Here is a 16,282-nt window from a genome sequence, read left to right on the forward strand (position 1 = left end):
CTGCCGGGTCAGGCGACGAAGGTCTGGCGCAGTTCGCCGATGCCCTCGATGGTGCTGACGAGTTCGTCACCGGCCGCCAGCCAGCGCTGAGGGTCGCGGCCGAGCCCGACACCGGCCGGGGTGCCGGTGAAGATGACGTCTCCGGGCAGCAGCGGCAGCACCGCGGACATCTTGGCGATCAGTGCGGGCACCGAGAAGATCAGGTCGCGGGTGCGGCCTTTCTGGACCTCCTCACCGTTGATCACACAGCGCAGTTCGAGGTCATCGGGGTCGGCGAACTCATCCGGAGTGACCAGCCACGGGCCGATCGGCGCGAAACCGGGGAAGGACTTGCCCAGGCTGAATTGAGGCACGGGACCCGCCAGCTGGGACACACGCTCGGAGATGTCCTGGCCTACGGCCAGCCCGGCGACGTGGCTCCAGGCATCCGCTTCCGCCACGTTCTCGGCGTGGCGGCCGATGACGGCGACCAGCTCGACCTCCCAGTCGGTGTTGCCGCCCTCGGGCAGCTTCACCTCGGTGATGGGGCCACTGATGCTGGTGACGAACTTGGTGAACACCGGCGGCAGCCCTTCGGGCGCCTCGAATCCGGACTCCGAGGCGTGATCGCGGTAGTTCAGGCCGATCGCCAGTGTCTGCCGCGGCGCGGGGGCCGGCGAGCCCAGGTCGGCCGGGTCGAAGGCCACGCCCTCGGGCAGGTCTGCGGTAGCGGCCCAGGAACGGAACACCTCCCAGCGCTCGTAGACGGTCTGTGGGTCGGCGGTGAAGCTGCCGTCACTGGCGTTCTCGACGTCGACGGCCTTACCGTCCACGATCAACGCCAGACGGCCGGAGATGTTGGCGATACGCACGATGTGTCTCCCGGGAGAGGTGGGAACGGGGCCGCCAAAACCAAGGCGGGTTGCGGCCACTCGATCCGCTGGGGCAACGCAGGAACCGCCCGTCAGCGACAACGGAGCCCTTGCTCACCCACCGGTAATTCAGCATGATGATTACCTCGATGTTGCGACCGCATGGCTGGGGCGTCAAGGGTTCGAGGTAAAAAGAGCATGATGAATATGAGTCTTGAGGAGCCGTCGTGACCACCACGCCCAAGCGCACCGCGCCCGCAGCCGCCCCCGGAGGGGCCCGGCCTGCTCGGCGGCGAGGTGGTTCCGCGTCGTTGCCCGCCAGTGCCTCCCGGGGAGGGCAGAACTTTGACGCTAGCGGGCGCGGGTCGGCCTCCGGCCGGGCCGAAAGCGCTGCACAGCGGGTCACCGAGCTGATCGAGAGCCTGCCACCCGGCTCCCGCCTGGGCACCAAGGAGGAGATGCGCACACTGTGCGAGGTCTCAGTCGGCACGTTCAACGAGGCGCTGCGCCTGCTCCAGTCCCGCGGGCTGGTCACCGTCAAGCCGGGCCCTGGCGGCGGGCTGTTCAGCGCCGAGCAGTCGCCCATGGTCCGCCTCGGCAACTCGGTCCTCGCACTGGATGCCCAGCAGAACGACGTCGCCGACGCAGTACGCATCCGCGACGCCCTCGATCCGCTGCTCATCGAGGACGCCCTCTGGCACGCCTCGCCGGCCGACATCGCCGCACTGCGCGAACACATCACCGCCATGGAGCGTGCCCTCGACGACGCCGACCCCGTCGCCTTCGTCCACGCCAACTGGCGCCTGCACGCCGCCATCGCCGCCATCAGCCCGAACGTACTGCTCGGCTCGCTCTACACCAGCCTCCTCGATCTCATCGAGGGACACACGCTGTCGGTGCTGCCCACCGGCGAGCAGCCGCTGGCCGAATACATTGCTCAGCGCCACGAACTGCACCGTGCCCTCGTCGACGCCCTCGACCGCCGCGACCGCGACGAAGCGCTCCGGCTGATCCACGAGCACAACACGAGCCCCGCCGAAACGCACTGACCTGTCGCTTCCTTCCGCGACACAAACTCGTACCCGACGCACCGCACATCGGACGCGCCGTTGACCTCCTGCAGGGGGGCTGACAGGCGCCCCGGCAGGGCCCCGGTATCGCTGCCGAGTTCGCCGCGGATGCCAGGACGCGTCGTCTGTCCGTCCGGAGTGCGCCCGCACCGCATGTCCGCGACGACGCCCAGCGACGCGTCTTCGACGACGTCCTCGGTATCCTCGCTGTAGACGTCTACCAGAACGCCGCTTTGACCCGCGTGCCCACCTGACTGCCCCGGCACCCTCTCGGCCCGCCGTCTGTCGTGCGGCATGTCGACGGCCTTCTGCACCATTCCGGGCTCGGTGGAGGCGCCGGACTGTGCCGGGTTGGGGGGCGGGTTGCTTGGTTTCACGCTACTGGCGGGGTGCGGAGTTCGTACTCCACCCGGCTGGGCATGCCCGGTGCGGAGTGCCTGCGCTGTCGGTTGTGGATTCCAGATAGTCGAAGAGCGTGGTGGACAGCTCCATACGGGTCCGCCATCGTCCACGGCTGTGTAGTTCGGCCTGGCCCCGGGCCCAGAAGGACTCCATCATCGCGCTGTTCCACGCGGTCGCCGATGGAGCCCATGCAGGGCGGCAGGCCGGAGGCTCTCCCATGGGCTGGGTGAATGCCCAGGCCCCGAACTGCACTGCGTGCTCGGAGTGGATAATGGTGCCGCCCGTCCGAGGAGAGCGGTTGCCGATGGACAGGGCCAGGGCGTTGGTGGTCAGGCCGCCGTGGGCGAGGCGTCGATCGACCAGCCCAACAGGCGCCCGGAGAAAGTGCCGAGGACGACCGCGCAATACACCTTGCCCTCCAGTGTGGGATGTTCGGTGATGTCCGCGGCCCACAACTGGTCCCGGGCATGACGCGTGAAGTTCCGTTCCGCCAAGTCGGCGATCCGACGGGCGGCATGCTGGTGTCCATCAGGGTCACATCAGGGCGCAGTTCCCGGCCGAGCCGAACCGCCTGCTCGCCGTCGGCCGCCTCGCCGACCACCTCGATGCCGGGCTGGTCCTGGAGGATGAACCGGAAGCCGGTGCGCACCAGTTCCTGATCATCGGCGAGCAGCACCCGAATGGTAACGACGACGCCTCCGTGAGGAACCGCGGCACCGGACCGCCTGAGGACAGGGGAAGACGTGCGGTGACTCGCCACCACCGTCCGGGCTCAGGGCCGGTACGTCCCGTATCGCCCAGCGCGCGGACGCGCTCGCCCATGCCCGCCGGCCGAACCCGCGCTCGCCACGCGTTACGGCCCTGTCACGCCGTCGTTGACCACCTCCAGTACCAACACGTGCCTCACAGCGTCCTGTTCGATTCGCAGCGCGACGCTGATGTACGTCGCTTGCGATGCGTGGTGGCGGGCGTTGTTCAGCGACTCCAGGATCACGCGGTGGACGGTTGTGGCCAGTTGGGGGGTCCGGGCCACCCGGTCGAGGTTCTCGGGCAGATCGAGACACACCCGGCGGTCCTCCCCGACCGCCTTGAGCACAGCCTCACGGAGGCTGGTGAGGGGGTCGGTGGTGTCTTTCCGCAGCATGCCGACCAAGTGCCGCATCGCCTTCACCGCCTTCGCCCCGGCCTGTTCGATCTCGTCGTAGTAGGTCGCCTGGTCCTCCGGACTGACACCGTCGGGGAACATCGAGGCCACCACCCGGGCGCCGTCTGGGTCCGCACGACAATGCCCGTGACGTAGTGGATGACCAGGTCGTGCAGGTCCCGGGCCAGCGCGAGCCGCTCCTCGGTGCGGCCCAGTTCGGCCACCGCCCTGCGGTCGGCGTCCCGCAGCAGCAGCCCGGCAGGCGGCCTACCATGCGACTCTCCCTGGCAAAGGGCCAGTTCAACCAGGAGGTGCACGGTGGCCCTGTCCCAGCATGACTTACTCCGGCTGCTCAAGGTCAGAGCTGCTCCCGAGCTAACCATGACAAGTTTGTCCTGTTGGGCAGATTGGACCGGCCCGAAGTGCAGATGCAAACTCCGCGCCTGCCGTGCTGCGCTTCACCCTTGATACAACTCGGTCTCCAGCTCGGCGATGTGTTTGCGGGCCACGACGAGTTCGGAAGTAGCGAATGTCGGGCTCGGGCCGCTGTGGATCCGAGTGCCGTCCGGAAGAAGGGAAATAGCTTCATGAAGAAGCATCTCAAGGTCGTCCTGGGTGTCGCTGCAGCGGGTGCGGTGGCGGCGCTGGCGTTCCCCGCGTCGGCGCAGGCCGACACCAACAATTTCGTGGCATGCAACACCTCTGGCAACTACGCCTATGTCGCATTTCCTTACCGCAACGCTGCGAGCTACGTCCTCAACCCCGGCGAGTGCTGGCAGGCCTCGCTCAGCGGTCTGAGCAACGATGAGGCGGTCGCCTACGAGGACATCAACGGGTCTTTCCAGGCCGTGAAGTACATCTACTTCAACGATTCCTCCCACGTGCTCTGGAACTTCTGACCGGAGCCGGGCCGTCCCCTCGGCTGCGCTGAAGCGCGATAGATGTCACCAACAGGCTCCGTTCGCCTGCGGCTTCAAGCAGGCGAAGCATGGCGGTTGGCGCCGAGTGGGCAGGCGGCCTGACACCTGCAGGGCGCGAAGCACGACTGGTGTCACCGGCCTTGCCGTGGTACTGCGTACACAGCGTCAAGAACGAGAGCCAGAAGCCGGTGGGCTGGTTCGGTATCTTGGTCGCGGGCCGTGGACAGCGCGATTCCGGTGATGAACCGAAGCAGGTCGTCGGCGGTCAGGCCGGAACGGGCGGTGCTGTGCTGCTGTGCCCGGGTGAGCAGACCGGCTGGCGCATTAAGGATCAGCTGTTGGCAGTGCAGGTCCGGCGTACCGGGTTCGTTGACCATCAGGGCGCTGTCCACGCCGTGGTTGGCACGGGCATGGGCCAGGAAGGTGCGCAGCCATTGAGTCAGGGTGTTGTCGGTGGAGTCCGTGGTACGAGGTTCTCTGCGTGTTGGCACAGGGCCTGAACGCGGTCTTTGAGTACTGCGGTCAGCAGGGCCTTGCGGTTCAGGGAATGCCGGTACAGGGTCCCTGGGGCCACGTCGGCGCGGTGGGCGATCTCGTTCAGGGATGCTTCGGGGCCCGGCTTCGGTGCACACTGCGTGCGCGGCGGCTACCAGGCGCTCCCGGTTGAGGCGTCTGCACGCCTCACCTCGTGAGCGCGTCCGGTTGTCATCGTCTTCTGGCTCCGGGTGGCTCCGGGTGGCTCGGGGGACAGTAAAGCGGAGAAGTTCTCCGTACAGAGCGGATTCAAACCGGAGAACGTCTCCGGAATGGTTGTCACAGGAGTGCCTATGACGGTCAGCCCCTCGGCAGAGCTTGGCCGGGTCGGGATCTGGACCTTTGCTTTCGACTCGCAGCCTGCCGGACGCGTCCGGGAATCGGCCTCGGAAATCGAGGAGTTGGGGTACGGAGCCCTCTGGTACGGAGAGGCCTTCGGCCGCGACACGGTAGGGCAGGCATGGCTGCTGCTGTCAGCGACCCGCCGCCTCGCTGTCGCATCCGGCATCGCCAACATCGCCTTCCGGGAACCGATTGCCACTGCCGCGGCAGCACGCACACTCGGCGAGGCGTTCCCGGGACGCTACATACTCGGCCTGGGGGGACACCGAGTCGACGACACCGTTAACACAGTGGACGGCTTCCCCGTGCCGACCCGCAGCAGGGCGGTGACCACCATGCGCTCCTACCTGGAAGCCATGGACGCCTCACCTGCCCACAGCCCGATACCGCCCTCTGCCCCGCACCGCCTGCTGGCCGCCCTGGGGCCGAAAATGCTGAAACTGGCCGCCGAACGCACCTGGGGCGCCCACACATCCTTCGTGCCTGTCGAGCACACCGCACGGGCACGCCAGATCATGGGACCGGACGCGTTTCTCGCAGTCGAGCAGGCCGTTGTGCTCGACCATGACCTCGACCGAGCCCGGGAGGTGGCCACGGCGCATGTCGCCGGATACCTGGCAATGGCACCGCACCAGGAGGCGAACGTGCGCCGGCTCGGCTTCGGAGACGAGGACATCGTCGGCGGCCCGAGTCGCAGGCTAGTGGATGCGATCGTCGCCTATGGGGACACGGAAGCGATCCGTCGACGCGTTCGACACCACCTCCAAGCGGGAGCCAGCCACGTCTGCCTGCAAGTAATAACCGCTACGCCGGACCGGCTGCCACGGCGAGAATGGCGCGAGCTCGCCCCCGTTCTGCTACCCCGCCATACCCAGGTGGCCGCCTCACGCCGAAGCACCTGACCACCGGACGCGGAAGACAGCGGACCCGCCAACCGCAATGCGGGCGGGACACTGCATGCAGGTTCGGGGTTGACCTGCCCCACACCTGTCCCCGCGCGGGGAACGTACCGAGCTGCTGGAGCAGGTGGTCATGGTCGATTCGGTCGAATGCTGCTGCCAGGTCCGCGTTCAGGACCCACCGGCGGCGGGCTTTGCTGCCCTTGGCCGTCCAGTAGATCGCCGCGATCGCGTCCTGACAGCTGCGGCCGGGCCGGAAGCCATACGACTTCGTCTCGAACCGTGCTTCCCACTCGGGTTCCAGTACCTGGGAGACCCGGGCTTGCTCAACCCGGTCCAAAATCACGGGAATGCCGAGTGGGCGTCTCTTGCCGCCTGACTTGGGGATATACACCCGCTTGACGGGCCGGGCCGTGCCCGGGCTGGACCGGTGCTGGACCCGGTGGACCAACTCCGCTTTGCCCGAGGCGGTCAGGACCACCTGACCATCGATCCCGGCCGTCTTGCGTCCTGCGTTGATCTCCGTGACCCACCGCACGCTGACCAGCGTGTTGGCCCGGGAGCGGAGGATCAGTTTCTGCAAGTTGCGGACCCTTTTCAGGTCCCCTGCCTGCGATGCCGTGAAGATTCTCTGCCGCAGTCGCCGTACTGACTCCTCCTGGGCCTGCCAGTCGAGGGCATCCCAGTCGAGAGCTGTGCCCTCCGGTCCGTTCACCAGATCGGTGCTGTTTGCCGCCGTATCGGCAGCGGATATGACCGTCACGGTGTCCAACTTGCCCTTCGGTTCCGGTTCCTTGCTCGGTCGAGCCCTTCACAGGCTCACCCGGCCCACGTCAGCACCCTTTCGGGTCAGGGCATCCGCCCGTATCCGGCCAGTTATGCGGGACTCGGCGGAGGTGTCGATGTCTGTCCCGTTTTCCTGCTGCCTTTCGGCTGCCGGCCTTGGCTTCTTGGACCGTCCTGCACCCGCTGGGGAGCTGGGCCTTCCTTGCGGTCGGCTGACCAGACCAACAGATCTGGACCCCAACGGGGTTGTCGCGTTCCACACGTGTGAGATGCGACCGGGGTGGGCGCCCTCATTACCCCGGGACGGTGGTGTCCTCCCAGCCGACTCGGTGTCTTCGACCGGCACCCGCCGCTTTCTCAGCGGCCAGTCCTGCACCTCGCTCTTGCTTCCCATCTGCGAGGCTTGCCATGACGGAGCATCGTTGAGGGTTCAGTGAGCTTCACCCGTCCGGTCTTCCCCTTGCCTGTGGTCCCCGGATGGAACGGGGGCTCTTGGGCTTCTTCCCCGAGCTTCGCACCCCGCCGTTACCAACGACGCACGTCGGGGAGGGGACGGGCCTTGGACGCTGGCCCGGGTTACGTCATCGGCGTCATGCCGACCTCCTCCCTACGTAACCACTCACAGCGTGCGACCTCGCGTCGCACCACCGATCTGTCAGTTCTCGGTGCGGCCTGCGGTGCCGGAGTACTGCCTTTGCACCCCGGCCGACCGGACGCCCTTCTTCAGGAAGCCGGTGTCGTCGACGATCAGGACGGCATCGCGGTCGCCGAGGTGTTCCACGACGTAGGCACGGACGTCGTCCAGGACCTCGTCGGCGTCCCACTCGATCCGGTTCAGCATCCGCTGGATCCGGTCCGGACCGTCATGACCGGCCTCCTCGGCCAGCGTCGTGAAGTACACCACCGCGCTCCGCCTGGGGACCGCCGAGGCCGAGCAGGTCCTGCGCCGCTTCACCCGCGGCGGCCCTAAGCACCCCACCTACCAGGCGATCGAGGAGCTGGGCCGGGCGGTGCGTACCTCGTTCGTCTGCGACTACCTCGCCGACGTCGAGCTACGCCAGGAGATTCACGAGGGCCTGCAGGTCGTGGAGAACTGGAACAGTGCGAACAAGGACCTCTTCTATGGCAAAGACGGCGACCTGGCAGGGCAGGACAAGGAGTCCCAGGAGGTGTCCATGCTCGCCCTGGACCTGCTCCAGTCCGCCCTGGTTCACGTCAACACGCTGCTGATGCAGCAGATCCTCGCCGATCCGAAGTGGGCCGACATCCTCACCGACGCGGACCGGCGGGCACTGTCACCGCTGTTCTGGACCCACGTGAACCCCTACGGCCGATTCGAGCTGGACATGAGCAGCCGCCTGGAACTGGACCTAGGTATCAGGGCGGCTACAGTGCCCAACCCTCGCATGGCGCAGGATGAGACAGCCGCCGCCTCGGGGTTGTGAGTCGAGTGTCACCGGGTGTACCTGCGGATGCGGTAGCGCAGTCCGGACACGGAAGACTGCCAGCTTTTGTCCTCGGTGACTCTCCACGTCGGGCCCAGCGGCGGCGCATAGGTGTCGCCGTCCACCGTCCAGTCGATCTCAGTCACCGAGAGCGTTGTGGCGTACCCCAGGGCGGCCCGGTAAATCTCCGCCTCCGATCACCCATGCTGCAGCAGGGGCAGCTCGCTCCGACGGCTCGGCTGCCAGCTCCAGAGCCTGGGCGACAGACCCGGCGCGTTCGGCACCACTGGCCACCCACTGCGGATCACGGGTCACCACGATGTTGCGCCTGCCGGACAGCGGGCGGAATCGTGGAGGCAGCGAATCCCACGTCTTGCGCCCCATCACGACGGGATGGCCGAGGGTGGTTGCCTTGAAGTGTGCCATGTCCTCAGGCAGGCGCCACGGAATCGCATTGTCCGCGCCGATCACGCCATCAAAAGTCTGCGCCCAGATCAGCCCGACGTTCATACCGCGACCGGGGCTTTGATGGCCGGGTGGTGCTGGTAGTTGTGCACGTCCACATCGGCGTAGGCGTAGTCGAACAGTGAGTTGGCTTGGCGCAGACGCAACCCGGGAAACTCGAACGGGGCGCGCGACAGCTGCTCGGTCACCTGCTCGACGTGATTGTCGTAGATGTGGCAGTCGCCGCCGGTCCAGATGAAGTCGCCCGGCTTGAGGCCGGCCTGCTGCGCCACCATGTGCGTGAGGAGGGCATAGCTGGCGATGTTGAACGGTACACCGAGGAACAGGTCCGCGCTGCGCTGGTACAGCTGGCAGGAGAGCTTGCCGTCGGCGACGTAAAACTGGAAGAAGGCGTGACAGGGCGTGAGAGCCATCTTGTCCAGCTCGGCGACGTTCCAGGCGGAGACGATCATCCGGCGGGAGTCAGGGTCGCGGCGCAGAGTGTCGAGAACCTCGCTGATCTGGTCGATGTGCCTGCCGTCCGGGGCGGGCCAGGACCGCCACTGTGCGCCGTAAACCGGACCGAGTTCGCCGTTCGCGTCGGCCCATTCGTCCCAGATGGTGACGCCGTGCTCCTGCAGCCAGCCGACGTTCGAGTCGCCACGCAGGAACCAGAGCAGCTCGTACACGATGGACCTGAGATGCACCTTTTTGGTGGTGACCAGCGGGAACCCCTGCGAGAGGTCGTAGCGCAGTTGGTGCCCGAAGACACTTCGGGTGCCGGTACCCGTCCGGTCGGCTTTGGCCGTCCCGGAGGTAAGTACCAGCCGCAACAGGTCTTCGTACTGGGTGTCCGCCACGGCGGTCGAGTCTACTGGCCGCCGACAGGCACGCACTCGACGGTCACGTCTCCCCGTACACCGAGGCACCGGCGTGAGGCTCAGCGCCGGCGGCGGGCTGCGGAGTCGCGTTCAGCGACATGCCGGGCGACCGCGTCAACGCCAGGGCGGGCGTATCGCTCCAGGGAGCGGACGGAGGCGTGCCGGGAGCGGGCCAGCAGCATCGGGGTGGAGGTGCCGCCCTCGGCGTCGTGGGTGAGCGCGGAGTGCCGCAGCCGGTGCAGGGTCCAGCCGTCCAGGTCCTCGATGCCCTCGGGCGAGGCCAGCGGGTTGGCCAGCAACCGGGTGTTCTCCTCGAAGATCTCCTCGGCCCGGCGGTAGGAGAGCCGGGCCCGGCCGGTCTCCGGGCACACGTCGAGCGTCGGTGTCCCGGCCGGGGCCTTGCGGTCGGTAAGGAACAGCGGGCCGTGGGTGCGGCGGGCGATGAGTCGGGGCAGGAGCTGGGCGGTGCCGGACTGCCAGTGGATCCACTCGGTCGCCCCGCCCTCGGCGGTGATCCTGCCGCGCTTGTTCTGCGGGTACAGGTCTTCCACGTTCAGGCACAGCACCTCCTCGGCGCGGGCGGCGGACTCGTAGAGCATCTTCCAGAACGTCTTCTCCCGCAGGGCGACGTCCAGGCGCCACAGGGCGGCGATCTGGTTCTCCGCGAGGGATTTGGTGCGGTCCGGCGGGGCCGGCCGCCGCTCGATGCCGATCGTCGGGTCGCTCATGATCCAGCCCTGGCACTGCCACCAGCCGATCGCCTTGCGGGCGATGGACAGTTCCCGGTTGACGGTGCCGGCGTCCATCTCGTCCGCCCGCGCTGCCGCCAGTTCGGCCAGCGCCTCGGGCAGTGCCGGGTCGTCGATCGCGGTGACCGGGAAGACGGGCGGCTTCGCGCCCCGGCGGGCGGGTCCGGTCGGCGCCGGTTCGCCGGCGAGCATCCATCCCCACGTCGTCAACGAGATCCGGTAGACCCGCGCGGAGGACTTGGCGATGCCCGCTCCGGTGAGGTACCGCTCGATGGCCGCGGTGTACGAGGCGGGCGGGACGGACAGGGGTACGACCCGGGCGGGCGGGAGGCGGAGCGCGCCCCCGTTCCCCAATTCGGTCGCTGGTTCGATCGTCACGCCTGCCCCGCCCTTCTGGCGCTGCCGCAGTAAATGCGTACACCTCGCCTGCGGCGGCCGGAGAGTCCACCACAGGTCGCGAAGATCACCGTAGAGGCTCTGCCGCAGTAAATCCGGTATTTACTGCGGCATCGTCCTGACGAGTCATCAGGCCAAGGAAGTCCGATAAGTCGACCTCGAAACGGAACCGAACCTACTGCCAACCGCTGCACCGCCGGCCTTCACGGCGAACGCAGCCCCGAGCGTTACCCAGCGCTACATGTCCGTTCGCCGTAGCTATACGAGAGCAGGGCCTACACGGCGTTGGTACTAGAACTGGAACCCGACAGGTAGGGCAGGTCAAGATGTCACCCGACCGTGCAGCAGACCCAATCGAGCGGCGCCCGCCGTCTGCACTTGCGTATATCAGCCACCTGGCCCTGGAGAGATGAACTCGCCACGGCCTTCTGTCGCCTCGCCACGCTGCCCCGCCCGGTCGGCTGACCAGCATCATCACCTGCCCGCCCACGACTCGAAGGAGCTGGAGAACCCGACCACCGCGCCGGGACTCGACGATGCCCGAGCACTGAAATCGCGTCGCCCACCCGACATCTGACGATCAGCGACTTTTTATCGCCCCAACCGAAACAGCGAGGTTAGGGTGTCGGCCGATTGCGCAGGCTTGCCGGGTCACGTTCGTTTCATGCGGGATGCAGACCGACGTACCAGTGGGGTCGAAGCCCACGTTCGTGCACTCTCAGGGCCATCCTGCACCTCGAGCGTTGAACTTCCCGTCTACTAGGGAGGGTTGCATGATGGCCCACCTTGCGGACAGGGAGCGAAAACCCATCGGTATACGCCCCGGCGCACTCCCTCACCTTGATCGGCTACACCAGGTCAAGGGGCGCCATCGTGATCTCGGGCGTGTGTAGTTACGGAACCGGAAGTGCCGCTGAGATTGGTCATGGTTGGCAGCACACCGGCTGAGGGCTTCGCAGGTGTTCGTGGAAGGCCCGCTGGGCGGGCCCGGGGCTGGCTACGGGGTGGAGTTTTTGACTGACGAACAGGCCGAGACGTACGGGACTTTGCCGAGGTTCCGACGTCCTGAGCTGGAGCATTTCTTCTTTCTCGACGATGACGACCGGGACCTGATTGCGCTGCGTCGTTCGGACGGGCACCGGTTCGGCATGGCGGTGCAGATCGGGACGGTCCGCTACATCGGCCGATTCCGCAGGTGTGTAGCTCCGGCGATGCCAGCAGGTCGACGAACGCCACGCGCTCCCGGGCCTCGGACTGGCGTAGCACGAGCCGCTCGGTCTTGATCGGACCAGACGGCCAGGCGACGGATCCCAGTTCAGCCACGATGGAAAGTCCACTCATGAGCGAGGAGGCTGAGGACGACTTTTCGCCTACCAGCAGTCCTCGCCGGCAGATGACGGGGCAAAGCGGCACGGAGTGGTGCGCATGCGGGCCGCAGCCCCCATCGCGCACCGCCCCGCCCTTTCAAGATGCCGGCGTCCTCAGAAGGCGTTCAGCCCGTTCGGCGTCCCGTTGCCGGTGGGGCCGTCGTACCCCTCCACAGCCGTGCACAGGTAGTCGCCGTCGCAGTTGCCGTTGCTGCCGCCGACCACGTCGTTGAGGCCGGCCGCCGCGCCGTCGGAGTAGAACCGGGAGGCGTCGGGGAAGGCCGAGGGATTGCCGGCCAGGCCGATCAGCCCGGCGACGAACGGAGAGGACGCACTCGTGCCGCCCACCACCGCCCATCCCGCCCGCCGCCCGGTGGTGTTGTACGTCGCGACCCCAGTCTGCGGGTCGGCGACGGCGGACACGTCCGCTACGGTGCGACCCGGGCAGTCGGTGTCCTGCTGCCAGGCCGGTTTGGCGAACCACGCGGAACAGCCGCTGCCCGCCCCGGCCCAGGCTGTTTCCTGCCAGCCTCTGTCGTTGCCTGCCCGGGTCAGCGTGGTGCCGCCCACCGCGATGACTCCTGGATAGGCCGCCGGAGAGTTCGGCGCTCCGTAACCGGCATCGCCGGAGGATGCCACCACCGCCACTCCGGGGTGGCTGTAATGCTGGGCGAAGGCGTTGTCTCCGTTCCGTTCGGTTCCTCCGTAGCTGTTGGACACCTCGTTCGCGCCCAGGGCGACGGCGGTGTCCTCGGCCTGCGCCAGGTCCGCCGGTGTGGGCTCGTCCCCCTCGACGAGCAGGATGTGGCACTCGGGGCAGGCCGCGGACACCATGTCGAGGTCGAGCGCCGTCTCGGTGGCCCAGCCGGTGGTGCCCGCCGACTGCGGCAGCGGGCTCGGCTGACCGCTCTGGTTTACCTTGCGGAAGCAGCCGTTGGCGGTGGTGCAGGGCGGCAGCCCGTAGGTGGCGCGGTAGACGGCGAGGTCGGCCTCGGCGGTGGGGTCGTCGTAGGCGTCGACGAGCGCGACGGTCTGGTCGGCACCGCCAGTGGTGGGCAGGTGGTACGCCGAGTGCAGGTCCGCCGGACCGTACCCGGCGGGGAGGGCCGAGTCGGCGGCACCCGCTGCGGCGGCGGGGCCGCGCACGCCCCGGCCGCCGGAGACGTCGGTGCGGACCTCCGTCAGGCAGCGGACCTCGCCGGCTGGTACCGGTCCGCAGGCGTTCTCGACGTTGGCCGGCAAGATGGTGTGCGCGCTGCCGGAGGTCGTGCCGGGCGCGGCCGCCTGGACGGCGCCGGCGGCGCCTATCGTCAGGGCGAGCGGCAGCAAGAGGGTTGCGGCGGTCCGCAGGGTGCGGCACGCGCGGCTACCGGTTCTCATCGCGGAAGGTGTCTCCTTGTGGGGAGGTACGGGGTTCATGAGGTGGTGGCGGCGACGGTGTAGGCGTGCAGCACCGTCTGGCTGAGGGTGTCGCCGGCGGCATCGGCGGCGGTGACCCGGATCGAGGGGTTGGTGCCGCGCGCGGCGGCCGGGTTGGTCCAGTGGGCCTGGTAGTGGCCGACGGAGCCGGTGACCGTGGCGTTGTGCCAGGTCTGGCCGGCGTCGAAGGAGACCTGGACGGTGGCGGAGGTGATCGCGGCCCGCGAGCCGGCGCCCTGGTAGGTCACGTGGCCGATCTCCACACCCATGCTCTGTTCGGTGCAGTGGCTGGTGCCGGTGCCGTCGGTGGCCAGGTCGTAGTGCGCGGTGAGCAGCGGCAGGACCAGGCAGGGCGTGCTGTCGGACTGGCCCGCGCAGGACAGCTTGTCCGGCAGCAGGGATTCGGTGTCCGCCGCCGAGGGTAGGCCGAAGGTCAGCTCGGTGTGGCTGCTGGTGGATTGGCTGACGGAGGTTTCCGCGCTGGAGTCCTGGTCGGCGACGAGTCGGTAGCGGGCGCCGGGCGCGTCCTGGCCTTCGGCGTAAACGCCGGGGCCGTCCTCGCTGTCCACCAGGGTGCCGTCGCGGTAGAGACTGGCCTGGTCCACGGGATGGGTGTCGGCATAGGCGCTGGAGCCGCCGGTGTGGCCGGGATCGCTGTCGGTCGTCTCCAGGAGGGCCAGCAGGTCGCCGTCCGCGACGCATGCCTCACAGATCCCGGCGGGGATCGTGTCCGGGTACTGGCCCAGGCCCAGAGCCAGCGGTCCGTGCGCCCAGGCCACCGAGTAGTTGTCTCCGGACTGCACGGTGCGCTCCCCTATGAAGACAAGGCCACCGGTGAACGACTCCTGGAGCCAGTCACCTCCGTTGAAGGTGCTCAGGTAGTCCGTGAGGCGGGCGGGCATGGTCTGGGTCGCGACGGCCGACCACATGGCGGGTGTGTTCGAGGTGAGTTCGTTGCTGGCCACCTGGCCGTCCGCGGGGCTGGCCGGGTCGCGGTCGTAGCGTTGCGTCACGGCGGCGAGTTGCCCGGTGGTGACGTGGATCCGCTGGTCGGCGGGGACGTTGTCGGCGGCTGCCGAGTCGAGGTCGTAGCGGTAGCTGCCGGTGGCGTCGGGCGCGTGGCCGGACCACTGCTCGGTGTAGCCGACCGCTCCGACGGCGGCCGCCGGCTGGGCGTTGACGTAGACCGGGGTGCCGTCGGCGGTGGTGGCCCAGACGGTCGGGGCGTACTCGAGCGCTACCTGCCCGGTGGCGTCGGTCCGGGCCCAGTTGGCGCTGATGAAGTCGGCGTCGGCCGGGCGGGGGGTGCCGGCGGTCAGCGACGCTGTGGCCGTGCGCGCGTCCAGGTCCTCGGTAGTGGCCCCGGACACGGTGAAGTCGGTGAGGGTGACCAGGGACTGTGCGGTGACGTCGCCCGCCGCGTCGTATGTCGGCACCGGTATGGCGGCGCTGTAGTGGCCGTCGGGGACCGCCACCTTCTCGACGCCGTCGACGACCGGGAGCGCGGCCGTGAACGTGGTCGCGTCGTCGGTGTTGGTCAGCAGTACCGTGCCGGTGGCTCCGGCGCCGGAGCGGTCCTCGACGTTCAGGGTGAGGATATTGAGTTTGTAGCCGTTTGAGGTGCCGCTTCGAAGGCTGTCCGCGGAGGTGCCCGCCGACGCGGTCGTGTGGGCCGCGCCGGTCCTGCCGACCGACGCCACTCCCTGGAACAGCGGAGTGGTGCCGGGCTTGCGGCCTGCTTCGACGTCGGCGCCGATGCGCTGCTTCAGCAGCCGCGCCAGTTTCCTGCCCGAGGTGGCGGTGGCGTAGCCGTGTGCCGAGGCGCCCTGTCCCGCCGGGGCGCCGGCGGGTGCCGGGGTTGTGGTGGTCAGCGTCAGCCCGGTCGGCGCGGTCGGCCGGGTACCGGCGGTGAAGGACACGGTCACCGGCACCCGGTCGGCGGCCGAGGGATCCTTCACCAGCGCGGTGACGTCGAACAGGGACAGGTCCAACTGCCGTCCTGCGTACGGTTCGGCGGACGCCGGAATCACGTACCGGTCGCCGGAAGCGTCTTGGAAGGAGGCGAACGCGCCGTCTCCGGCCGCGCGCGAGGCCGGACGCACGGCCAGGACGTCCCGGCCGGACGCAGTGGTGGTGACGGCGACCCGGTCACCGGTCACCAGCGTGACGTACTGGGTACGGGTTTTCGCCATGGCCGGGAATGCACTGCCCGGAGCGGCGGCGAGCGCGGTGCTGCCCGTCACCACCGCGGTGCAGGCGACGAGGCCGAGAGTGGCGGCTGCGGTGAGCAGCGTACGGAAGGTCCGGCCCCGTTTCCGGAGCGATGGGGCCTCTTTCGGTGGAACGGGCCACTCAATCGTCGATACATCCATGCGTGCGCGTGTCTCCTTGGTCGAGGTTGTGTTGCGCAAGGGGGCCTTCTTTGCAGGACAGTGGCGGCGACCTTTTAGGATCTTGCTGTCAACGTGCAAAGCCTTGGTCATTTCGGTGTGGTGGCCATGCTCCCGCGGTGTACAAAAGTGCAAACCCCCGCCGGACCGCGGGCGGCGAAAAGCCCCCTGAACCTGATGACCCTCGACGTCGCGTCATCGGATTCCGGAACGTTCGGGATATGCCGTCGAATTCGGCCAGAT

Annotated in this window: 14 protein-coding genes and 5 pseudogenes; 5 read left to right on the forward strand and 14 right to left on the reverse strand. The window is 68.2% G+C overall.

Annotated elements, in window-relative coordinates; translation table 11 throughout:
• Window positions 1-8: 8 nt before the first annotated feature.
• Window positions 9-851, reverse strand: a complete 843-nt coding sequence (locus tag AQJ54_RS40250) for a fumarylacetoacetate hydrolase family protein (protein WP_062246251.1) — start codon at window positions 849-851, stop codon at window positions 9-11.
• 227 nt (window positions 852-1,078) lie between these two features.
• Between AQJ54_RS40250 and AQJ54_RS40255 the strand changes: the two genes are divergently transcribed.
• Window positions 1,079-1,900, forward strand: a complete 822-nt coding sequence (locus AQJ54_RS40255) for a FadR/GntR family transcriptional regulator (protein WP_248845560.1) — start codon at window positions 1,079-1,081, stop codon at window positions 1,898-1,900.
• A 752-nt stretch (window positions 1,901-2,652) separates the two neighbouring features.
• On the opposite strand, the gene AQJ54_RS47170 is transcribed toward AQJ54_RS40255, so the two are convergent.
• From AQJ54_RS47170 to AQJ54_RS47910, 4 genes and pseudogenes are all read right to left on the reverse strand, one after another.
• Complete coding sequence (locus tag AQJ54_RS47170; RefSeq protein WP_248845567.1) at window positions 2,653-2,817, reverse strand: hypothetical protein; 165 nt, start codon at window positions 2,815-2,817, stop codon at window positions 2,653-2,655.
• Window positions 2,818-2,834: 17 nt separating this feature from the next.
• A pseudogene (locus tag AQJ54_RS47175) lies at window positions 2,835-3,005 on the reverse strand (response regulator); the annotation flags it as partial.
• Window positions 3,006-3,176: 171 nt separating this feature from the next.
• Entirely contained in the window at window positions 3,177-3,569 is a 393-nt protein-coding gene (locus AQJ54_RS40260; RefSeq protein ID WP_159055631.1) for a sensor histidine kinase, read from the reverse strand.
• Window positions 3,491-3,850, reverse strand: a complete 360-nt coding sequence (locus AQJ54_RS47910) for a histidine kinase (RefSeq protein WP_107121252.1) — start codon at window positions 3,848-3,850, stop codon at window positions 3,491-3,493. The genes AQJ54_RS40260 and AQJ54_RS47910 overlap by 79 nt, the downstream gene beginning before the upstream one ends.
• Before the next feature lie 204 nt (window positions 3,851-4,054).
• On the opposite strand from AQJ54_RS47910, the gene AQJ54_RS40270 reads away from it, so the two are divergent.
• A complete protein-coding gene (locus AQJ54_RS40270; RefSeq protein ID WP_062246260.1) occupies window positions 4,055-4,366 on the forward strand; it encodes a hypothetical protein in 312 nt (103 codons plus the stop codon).
• Window positions 4,367-4,518: 152 nt separating this feature from the next.
• On the opposite strand, the gene AQJ54_RS47695 is transcribed toward AQJ54_RS40270, so the two are convergent.
• Window positions 4,519-5,019 (reverse strand): SbtR family transcriptional regulator, encoded by a 501-nt coding sequence (locus tag AQJ54_RS47695; RefSeq protein WP_346265488.1) that lies wholly within the window; start codon window positions 5,017-5,019, stop codon window positions 4,519-4,521.
• 195 nt (window positions 5,020-5,214) lie between these two features.
• Here AQJ54_RS47695 and AQJ54_RS40275 point away from each other — a divergent pair, with 195 nt between their 5' ends.
• A complete protein-coding gene (locus AQJ54_RS40275; RefSeq protein WP_062246262.1) occupies window positions 5,215-6,165 on the forward strand; it encodes a TIGR03620 family F420-dependent LLM class oxidoreductase in 951 nt (316 codons plus the stop codon).
• Here AQJ54_RS40275 and AQJ54_RS44505 read toward each other — a convergent pair.
• Window positions 6,068-6,925, reverse strand: coding sequence for a reverse transcriptase N-terminal domain-containing protein (locus tag AQJ54_RS44505; protein ID WP_107121254.1), 858 nt, complete (start codon window positions 6,923-6,925; stop codon window positions 6,068-6,070). The genes AQJ54_RS40275 and AQJ54_RS44505 overlap by 98 nt on opposite strands.
• Window positions 6,926-7,606: 681 nt before the next feature.
• Window positions 7,607-7,927: pseudogene (locus AQJ54_RS40280) on the reverse strand (transposase); the annotation flags it as partial.
• Here AQJ54_RS40280 and AQJ54_RS40285 point away from each other — a divergent pair.
• Window positions 7,839-8,393, forward strand: coding sequence for a transposase (locus AQJ54_RS40285; protein ID WP_248845562.1), 555 nt, complete (start codon window positions 7,839-7,841; stop codon window positions 8,391-8,393). The pseudogene AQJ54_RS40280 and the gene AQJ54_RS40285 overlap by 89 nt on opposite strands.
• An 8-nt stretch (window positions 8,394-8,401) precedes the next feature.
• Here the strand turns inward: AQJ54_RS40285 and AQJ54_RS44510 are convergent.
• From AQJ54_RS44510 to AQJ54_RS44515, 3 genes and pseudogenes are all read right to left on the reverse strand, one after another.
• Window positions 8,402-8,903: pseudogene (locus AQJ54_RS44510) on the reverse strand (dihydrofolate reductase).
• Window positions 8,900-9,697, reverse strand: coding sequence for a thymidylate synthase (locus tag AQJ54_RS40290; RefSeq protein ID WP_062246266.1), 798 nt, complete (start codon window positions 9,695-9,697; stop codon window positions 8,900-8,902). The pseudogene AQJ54_RS44510 and the gene AQJ54_RS40290 overlap by 4 nt, the downstream one beginning before the upstream one ends.
• Before the next feature lie 80 nt (window positions 9,698-9,777).
• On the reverse strand, window positions 9,778-10,845 hold the full coding sequence (locus tag AQJ54_RS44515; protein WP_248845563.1) for a tyrosine-type recombinase/integrase: 1,068 nt from the start codon (window positions 10,843-10,845) through the stop codon (window positions 9,778-9,780).
• Between the two features lie 1,022 nt (window positions 10,846-11,867).
• On the opposite strand from AQJ54_RS44515, the pseudogene AQJ54_RS47185 reads away from it, so the two are divergent.
• Window positions 11,868-12,053, forward strand: a pseudogene (locus AQJ54_RS47185) (DUF4158 domain-containing protein); the annotation flags it as partial.
• A 4-nt stretch (window positions 12,054-12,057) separates the two neighbouring features.
• On the opposite strand, the pseudogene AQJ54_RS47190 reads toward AQJ54_RS47185, so the two are convergent.
• The 3 genes and pseudogenes from AQJ54_RS47190 to AQJ54_RS40305 all read right to left on the reverse strand — a co-directional run.
• Window positions 12,058-12,204 (reverse strand): annotated as a pseudogene (locus AQJ54_RS47190) (GNAT family N-acetyltransferase); the annotation flags it as partial.
• A gap of 140 nt (window positions 12,205-12,344) precedes the next feature.
• Complete coding sequence (locus AQJ54_RS40300) at window positions 12,345-13,610, reverse strand: S53 family peptidase (RefSeq protein ID WP_079070261.1); 1,266 nt, start codon at window positions 13,608-13,610, stop codon at window positions 12,345-12,347.
• Window positions 13,611-13,645: 35 nt separating this feature from the next.
• Window positions 13,646-15,841 (reverse strand): hypothetical protein, encoded by a 2,196-nt coding sequence (locus AQJ54_RS40305; RefSeq protein ID WP_159055633.1) that lies wholly within the window; start codon window positions 15,839-15,841, stop codon window positions 13,646-13,648.
• Window positions 15,842-16,282 lie beyond the last annotated feature (441 nt).

The organism is Streptomyces griseorubiginosus (genome assembly GCF_001514195.1).
GTDB classification, from domain to species: domain Bacteria; phylum Actinomycetota; class Actinomycetes; order Streptomycetales; family Streptomycetaceae; genus Streptomyces; species Streptomyces griseorubiginosus.